The sequence below is a fragment of the Aldersonia kunmingensis genome, assembly GCF_001646865.1.
GTDB classification, from domain to species: domain Bacteria; phylum Actinomycetota; class Actinomycetes; order Mycobacteriales; family Mycobacteriaceae; genus Aldersonia; species Aldersonia kunmingensis.
This window is the reverse complement of record NZ_LRRB01000061.1, coordinates 1-5,405: the sequence shown is the minus strand read 5'-3', so window position 1 is coordinate 5,405 and position 5,405 is coordinate 1. Positions and strand designations below refer to the sequence as shown.

The following is a 5,405-nucleotide window of genomic DNA, read 5'->3' as shown; positions in this document are numbered from 1 at the left end:
CGACCCACGGTCACTGTGATGCACCAAAGGCCCATCTAACTGGCCTTTCGCTGAATGAATGGCCTGCGACAACGCTTCCATCGGCAGCGCCACGGCTGACAGCGAAGACTTCGTCGACCACCCGACGATCTTGCGACTAAACGCATCGGTGACAAATGCCGTGTACACGAACCCACTACGGGTACGGACGTAGGTAATATCAGCGACCCACAAGCGGCTCGGCGCATCAGCAGTGAAGTTGCGCTTGACCAGGTCAGGGCGCGAATCGGGCTGCTTGGCAGGCTTGGTGGTCACGGGGTTGCGGCCACGACGCACACCCTTGAGGCCTGCGATTTTCATCAGCCTGCCGACCTGGTCGCAGCCGATGTCGTGACCTTCGTCAACCATGGCCTGGTGCAGCTTACGGATGCCGTAGACCCCGAAATTGTCGGCGTGTAGGCGCTTGAGCTCTTCAATGAGTTCCTCGTCGCGAAGCGCCCTGGCCGATGGTGGGCGGGACTTAAACGCCCGGTAGCCGCGTGAGGTGTAGAAATCTTCGCAGAAGTCCTCGCGGAGCACCCGGCAGATGGCCTCGACCCCGTAATGATCCTTGTGCTCGTCGATGAAGCGGATCATTAGCGTCCGGGATGGTCGAGTTCCCGTGCGAAAAAAGCCGATGCGGCCTTGAGGATCTCGTTTGCCCTGCGTAACTCGAGGTTTTCGCTGCGTAGCTGCTGCATTTCTTCGCGTACTTCAAATGGCAAATCGTCACCTGGTGGGGTCTTTTCCAAGCTCTTTTGCATCCACCCGCGGATGGTGTGGAGGCTAACTCCGAGGCGTTCGCCGACTACCGTGGCGGCCTGCCATGCGGAGCAATCGTGGGCCTTGCGGTGCTCGTCGGTTAGGCGGACGGCGCGCTCCTTGAAATCTTGTGGGAACTTCCTACCCATGGATGATGATCCTTCCTCAAACTAGGTCGGAACAAAACCCAGGACGGTTCAGGTGCTCGGATGGTGGTTAAAAGCTCGCCGCGTAGAACTAGATGCAGTGCAGCAGAGCGAGGCCACACCAGACGAACTCAAAGCCGAGATCCGCAAGCTGCGTCGGGATATCGCCACGTTGAAGATGGAAAACGAGTTCCTGGGAAAAGCAAGCGCCTTCTTCGCAGCCAAGCAACAAAACAAGAACTGTTTGAGCTAATGGCAGCGCAGAAGGCACAGTTTCCCATCGCGCTGATGGCGCGCCTGCTCGAGGTCAGCCGGGCTGGGTTCTATCAGTGGTTCGCACGGCGGCTGGCAGCATCGGACAAACAAACTGCCCGAGTACGGTTTGACCGGATGGTTCGGCAACTATTTTTCGACTATGCACAAACCCACGGATCCCCACGCCTGGCCGCGGCCTTACAGCGTGACTACGGCATCCAGGTGGATAAAAAGCGCGTCGCTGCCAGCCTAAAACGCCAAGGTCTAGAGGCTATATCCACTAGACAGTTTCGCCTGCCACCACGGGTTCGGCACGGTGGCGATGGCCCACCTTGATCATTGCGAACGCGTGTGGGACCGGGGTGCGATCGACAAGGTGTGGATCACGGATTTTACGTATTTAAGGTCTGGTGAGGGCTGGGGGTATCTCATCGCTATTCGAGATGCGCATTCCAAGCGGGTGCTGGGTTACGCCATGGGAGATGAGCAGAATACTGACTTGGTTACACAGGCCCTGGCCATGGCGATGGACAACCGTGGCAACGCCAGGCCAGAGGCGGTGGTACTGCACGCGGATCGTGGATGTCAGTTCACCTCTACACAGCTGTCGCGATTTGCAACGAACATTGGCGCGACGTTGTCGATGGGTCGGACCGGGGTGTGCTGGGATAATGCAATGGCGGAGTCGTTCTGGGCGAGTTTGAAGATCGAGAAGTTCTACCGCCGTGCTTACGCCACTAGGCGACAAGTTTACAGCGATATCTCCGCCTGGATCGAGGGGTTTTATAACCACAAAAGAATCCACTCATCCATCGGGATGCAAAGCCCTATCGAGTACGAGCTTGCCCTCCAACAGCACACCGCCCAGGCGGCCTAGACACCTAACTCAACTGTCAACAATTTGCGGGCAACCCCAGTCGGGTGGTACAACCAGACCCGGTTGCCCTCATCGGTGGGCTACCGCCCACCGAACCAGGTCCACACCGAATGGGCCACCACCACCGCTGTCGCATCCTCTGTGGCGTAGAAAACCAAGAAAAACAGCCTCTACGAAACCCGGAGCTTGATACCTGCACAAGTTCATGGTCAGGGCCCTAGGTGGCTGGATGGACTGTGTGATAACGACCATCTTGCACCGTCTAGGGCCTCTTGCTATGCCACGACACCACCAAAACACCCCCTGCCTATCCTTTTGACCCGGCCCAACGACCCCTACCCCCAGCCAGGTAGCTATGTTGCTACGCACTCTAGATCGGGAAGAGCCGTTTTACCCTCTATCTATTGCAACTCATTGCCGCGCAGGGTAGCCTAACCTAAACCGGCGCTATCTGGCGTTATGTGCTCGCTAAGAAAAGGACATTGAGTGGTTCGCACAGGAGAGACGGCAAGAGTGGGGGTTCTCGGTTCGCATGGCGAAGTAGGCCGCCAAGTAGCCGCACTGTTGCGCGCTAGCGGACATGTGGTGAACTGCGGGAATCGGTCTCACCACACATCAGATGAGCGCACCGCTATCGTTGACGCTCACGACGAGGAATCTGTCAACAAATTTTCCCGTGACCTTGATGTCGTCGTCAACTGCGCCGGACCGTCATGTCTTCTCAAGACCTCAGTAGCGTCGGCACTACCAGACTCAGTGGGCTATATAGACCCGTTCGGAGCCAACTCATTCGACAACTATCCCACCAACCGTCCGTGCGTGGTCAACGCCGGCGCTACCCCCGGTCTCAGCGGTCTATTACTACGCCACCTGGCGGGCCTAATCGACGACTGTCAATCGGTAACTCTCTGCACTGGTGGACGCGACCGGGGCGGGCTGTCGGGTCTGGTCGATGTGGTGCTAAGTACCCACAACTCCTACGGACATCCCGGGAAGATGATTGTCGACGGCGACCTCGTGGCTTACCAACCTGGGAGCATCCACGCTGAAGATCTGGAACCTTTCCCAAGCGATGACGGACTCATAGCAAGCCCGTTCGTCACCAACGAGCTACGCAAGGTGGCCCAAGATTTCTCTATTCCGCGCCTCATAGGGGTCACGGCCATACCGGACCGGGACACCCAGCAGTTACTTTTACGTGCGCTCTCACAAACCGACATATCAGACCCAACCACGCTCATGAATTTGTGCGCAGACATAGCTGCAGCGAAGACCAAACTCGATGCCGGAAAGAACCACTGGTTTGCCATCCAAGCCACTGTCCACGGCACCCTACGGGGCCGCCCTGTTCGCGTCTCAGGCAGTGTCCACGCACCGGACTCCACCTTCATCACCGCTCTTTTTGTTGCGGAAGCGACAAAAAGCGTTATCCGCGACGAACTACTAACCGGGCCGAAATGGGGCTATGAGCTGCCGGCCCCTCAAACTGTCCTCTCGTCACTGGCCTCTTACAACGTCGACATTAAAATCGTCGGCCCTACAGCAACTACCGACGCACCTCAATGGAGTGATGACGACGATGCAGGCTTCATTTAAAAACCCCGGTATTTCGGCTCAGAACCTAGAAAGGCCCGTCGCATGAACACTGTACGCGTCGTCGTATGCGGCACAACATTTGGCCGTATATACATCAACGGGATAAAAAAGCTTGCGGATAAATTTTCGCTGGTAGCAATCCTATCTCAGGGCAGCGAACAGTCGCGCCGGCTGGCAGAGCAGCTAGGCGTACCTCTGTGTACCAAGATCGAAGATCTCCCCGCTTTTGATCTTGCCTGTGTGGTGGTCAGATCTAGCGTCGTTGGCGGTTCCGGCACGCAGCTCGCCCTAGAGTTTTTAAGCCGTGGCAAGCATGTAGTGATGGAGCACCCGATCCACAAGAAAGACTCTGTAGATTGCTACCGGATGGCAGCGAAAAATAACGTGCAGTTCAAGCTCAACACCTTCTACCGCTGGAATCCAACCATATCCCGGTACTTGGAAATCGCAACAACACTAACCAGGCAGTTCAAAATCATCCACATAGACGCCGAATGTAGCATTCACTTTCTATTCTCAACGCTCGATATCATCGGAAGGATTACCGGCGGTTTTACCCCATGGAGCTTTGATGACGACACCCAAGTTACCGGAATATTCACTACGCTCACCGGTTCGATACGCAAAACCCCGCTCTGCTTGCGCGTGGTTAATCACAACGACCCAGAAAAGCCAGACGATTTCGCTCACGTGGGGCATCGAATAACTGTTTTCACGCACGCCGGAAATCTGGTGCTCACCGAGACTGACGGAACCATCATCTGGCACCCAAACACCCCAATCCCACGAGATCAAGCTGGCTTGCTAAGCACTGCTGCCGATGATCGTTTGAGCACTCTACAGTTGCATGAGAATCTCCTTATCGAGCCGTGCGTTACCCGTGTCGCCCTCTACGACCATACCTGGCCTGCAGGCATTGCGGAGTTTCTGAACGAAGTATATGACAAGTTGGCGTGCTCCAAGAACGAAGCGCAAGAAGCCGAATACCTCCTGGCATTGTGCGCAGTCTGGGCGCGCACCGGACAATTACTGGGTCCCACATGTACCGTCCAAGCAGCTATGCATGCCGAACCACTCAGTCTCGAGAGTCTGATGTGGCCGCTGGGGGAGTCTCATACCTCCCCCATTGAGCGAAACAACCCCAACCACCGGAACACAGGAGAGATAACATGGATGTCACAGCGCTGATTAACGACCTTGAATCCCGCGGTATAGCGCTATGGGTGAACGGCGATCGACTCAACTACCGTTCACCCAAGGGTTCCTTGCGCGAGGAAGACCTCGCGGCCTTAAGGTCAAATAAGGAAAAGGTTTTGGCATGGTTGCGTGAGCGGGAGGCCGTTCCGCATGATGAGCAAGCACGGTTCGCCCCCTTCCCCATGACCGATATTCAGCGCGCATACGCAACCGGTCAGAACGAAGGCTATGATCTGGGTGGCACCGGGTGCCACAGCTACGCCGAAATACGAACGGAACGCCTTGATCGCAGCCGCCTTGAACAGGCTTGGCACGAACTCATCCAGCGCCATGACATGCTCTCTGCAGTGGTCGTTCCACCGGATTCGCTGCAGGTGGTTAAATCTCGCAGTTTGCCGGTGCTACAAGCTGTAGACCTCGCGGGCCACAACCCAGATGTCCCGGACGCCGAGTATCTTCGTCACCGCGCAAAATTGGAAAACCGTAGCTACCCGTTGGGCACCTGGCCACTGCACGAATTCCAGCTTTTGCAATTTGACGAATGCAGCATCCTA

At 56.4% G+C, this 5,405-nt stretch carries 7 protein-coding genes; 5 read left to right on the top strand and 2 right to left on the bottom strand.

Going from position 1 to position 5,405, the window contains the following annotated elements; all coding sequences use genetic code 11:
* Both A8G08_RS04520 and A8G08_RS04515 read right to left on the bottom strand, forming a co-directional pair.
* On the bottom strand, positions 1-615 hold a 615-nt coding region (locus tag A8G08_RS04520; protein WP_047928714.1), incomplete at its 3' end, for an IS3 family transposase.
* Entirely contained in the window at positions 615-929 is a 315-nt protein-coding gene (locus tag A8G08_RS04515; RefSeq protein WP_014319398.1) for a transposase, read from the bottom strand. The genes A8G08_RS04515 and A8G08_RS04520, both read right to left, overlap by 1 nt.
* 97 nt (positions 930-1,026) lie before the next feature.
* Here A8G08_RS04515 and A8G08_RS04510 point away from each other — a divergent pair, with 97 nt between their 5' ends.
* The 5 genes from A8G08_RS04510 to A8G08_RS26525 form a co-directional block, all read left to right on the top strand.
* Entirely contained in the window at positions 1,027-1,179 is a 153-nt protein-coding gene (locus A8G08_RS04510; protein ID WP_245672624.1) for a hypothetical protein, read from the top strand.
* Positions 1,180-1,503: 324 nt separating this feature from the next.
* Positions 1,504-2,058 carry an IS3 family transposase gene (locus tag A8G08_RS04505; protein WP_077393419.1) on the top strand — a complete coding sequence of 185 codons (555 nt, stop codon included), beginning with the start codon at positions 1,504-1,506 and terminating at the stop codon, positions 2,056-2,058.
* An 819-nt stretch (positions 2,059-2,877) separates the two neighbouring features.
* Complete coding sequence (locus tag A8G08_RS04500; protein WP_238524835.1) at positions 2,878-3,654, top strand: DtxR family transcriptional regulator; 777 nt, start codon at positions 2,878-2,880, stop codon at positions 3,652-3,654.
* 42 nt (positions 3,655-3,696) lie between these two features.
* Positions 3,697-4,842, top strand: coding sequence for a Gfo/Idh/MocA family oxidoreductase (locus A8G08_RS04495; protein WP_014303371.1), 1,146 nt, complete (start codon positions 3,697-3,699; stop codon positions 4,840-4,842).
* On the top strand, positions 4,824-5,405 hold a 582-nt coding region (locus tag A8G08_RS26525), incomplete at its 3' end, for a TubC N-terminal docking domain-related protein (protein ID WP_483757006.1). The genes A8G08_RS04495 and A8G08_RS26525, both read left to right, overlap by 19 nt.

Coding starts and splice junctions, on each gene's coding strand:
- A8G08_RS04515 (WP_014319398.1), bottom strand. CDS start 929: ATGGGTAGGAAGTTCCCACAAGATTTCAAGGAGCGCGCCGTCCGCCTA.
- A8G08_RS04505 (WP_077393419.1), top strand. CDS start 1,504: ATGGCCCACCTTGATCATTGCGAACGCGTGTGGGACCGGGGTGCGATC.
- A8G08_RS04495 (WP_014303371.1), top strand. CDS start 3,697: ATGAACACTGTACGCGTCGTCGTATGCGGCACAACATTTGGCCGTATA.